This is a genomic window from Commensalibacter sp. Nvir (assembly GCF_963921845.1).
GTDB lineage: Bacteria > Pseudomonadota > Alphaproteobacteria > Acetobacterales > Acetobacteraceae > Commensalibacter.
In genome coordinates, this window is the sequence record NZ_CAWUGZ010000105.1 from 1 (window position 1) to 1,528 (window position 1,528).

The 1,528-nt window shown below is 37.0% G+C and carries 1 protein-coding gene; it reads left to right on the forward strand.

Annotated elements, in window-relative coordinates:
• The first annotated feature begins 172 nt into the window (after window positions 1–172).
• Window positions 173–1,144: a hypothetical protein gene (locus AABE15_RS06635; protein WP_338330501.1), complete on the forward strand. Its 972-nt coding sequence runs from the start codon at window positions 173–175 to the stop codon at window positions 1,142–1,144.
• Window positions 1,145–1,528: the final 384 nt, after the last annotated feature.

Sequence of the window (1,528 nt, forward strand, 5' to 3'; positions counted from 1 at the left end):
GTCTTATATCAGCGACTTTATTAGTCCAATCTGTCTAGCATAACTGATCCCTCCTCTGTACTTCATAGCGTTGTCATCTGCTATGAATTCAATTGAGCTAAAAACATGATTTGAGAGCGATCAACGGATCATTGAAATATTCTCTGCAGTAATAATAATAATAATAATGAAGATGGGAGGGCGTGGTCTAATCAGCCTCTTGAATCTATACCGAAAGGAAGAAAATAATCTTCGCAACTACATTATAAACCATACTTCCAATATCCTTTCAACTATCGCATCATTAGATATAAATTATACAGCTTTGAATTTACGAAGCCCTGGAATCCCGATTAGTGAAGCAGATGATGGCACTCGATCAGAAATATGGAAAAATAAACCTTTACACGGACGATTTTATCACTCATTAATGGATGTAGGAGTGGACGCTGAGGCGTCATTGACATGGCTGAAGAGTGGAAGTATCTTTCCGGAAACAGAAGGATTCTTGTTTGCTATTCAAGAACAGGTAATAGCCACAAAAGCATACAGAAAACATATATGTGGAGAGGGCATCGATGACTTATGTCGCTTATGCAAAAAGGCAGTTGAATCAATTCAACATGTAACATCGGGATGCACAATACTTGCGGGTAAGGAATACTTGCAGAGACACAACAATGCAGCTAAGGTAGTGCATCAAGCTATGGCTCAGAAAATGGAACTCGTCGATAAGTATTGTCCGCATTATAAATACCATCCAGAACCAATTATCTCCATGCGCAATGTCAAGGTGTTCTGGGATCAACCGATCCTGACGGATCACACCATCCCCCACAATAGACCAGACATTCTTATAATAGATAAAAGTAAGCAATCTGCGTTTATCATAGAGATTGGAGTTCCTTCTGATGATAACCTGCACAAGGTAGTAGCGGAAAAAAAGAGAAAGTACGTAGAATTGGCTGAAGAGATCAAACAATTATATCATTTGAAGGAAACCCGAATTCTGCCAATTGTAATCTCGTGCAACGGACTGATACCGGAAGAAACTGTATCTTCTCTGCGACTACTAGAACTACCATCTCAGACGATCGAAAGAATGCAACAAGCGGTGTTGTTGGGAACAGCAAATATTGTCAGGAAGTTCACAAATATAAAATAATTAAGAAAATATACAAATGTAATTTTTGGCTGACCTAATAGGTCCCCAACTATTACATAATTTAAACACCATTGTATATGTGAAAAATAAAGAGAAAATAATAATAATAACAATTATTATTACGTAGTAGTATGGTAAAAAGGGGGACAATGATAATGAAGACTCCGCGTGAGGGAAGCTTTTAGTATTTAAATCGGAACAGAGCCACATTAGCAAATGGCAAAGGAATACATTAACATTCCAAAGTGCTCACCGCTATAGGTGCTCTCTAAAAAGGATTGAGTTCTCATAAAGGAAACCTTATTAATTAATACCAAAGTTTTGAGGTTAAAGGAAAAGTACTTCATAAAACACACATATTTGAAAATATAGTTAAAAATCTGG

Excerpts from the sequence above, each read along its gene's own strand:
- AABE15_RS06635 (WP_338330501.1), top strand. The coding sequence starts at position 173 with ATGGGAGGGCGTGGTCTAATCAGCCTCTTGAATCTATACCGAAAGGAA.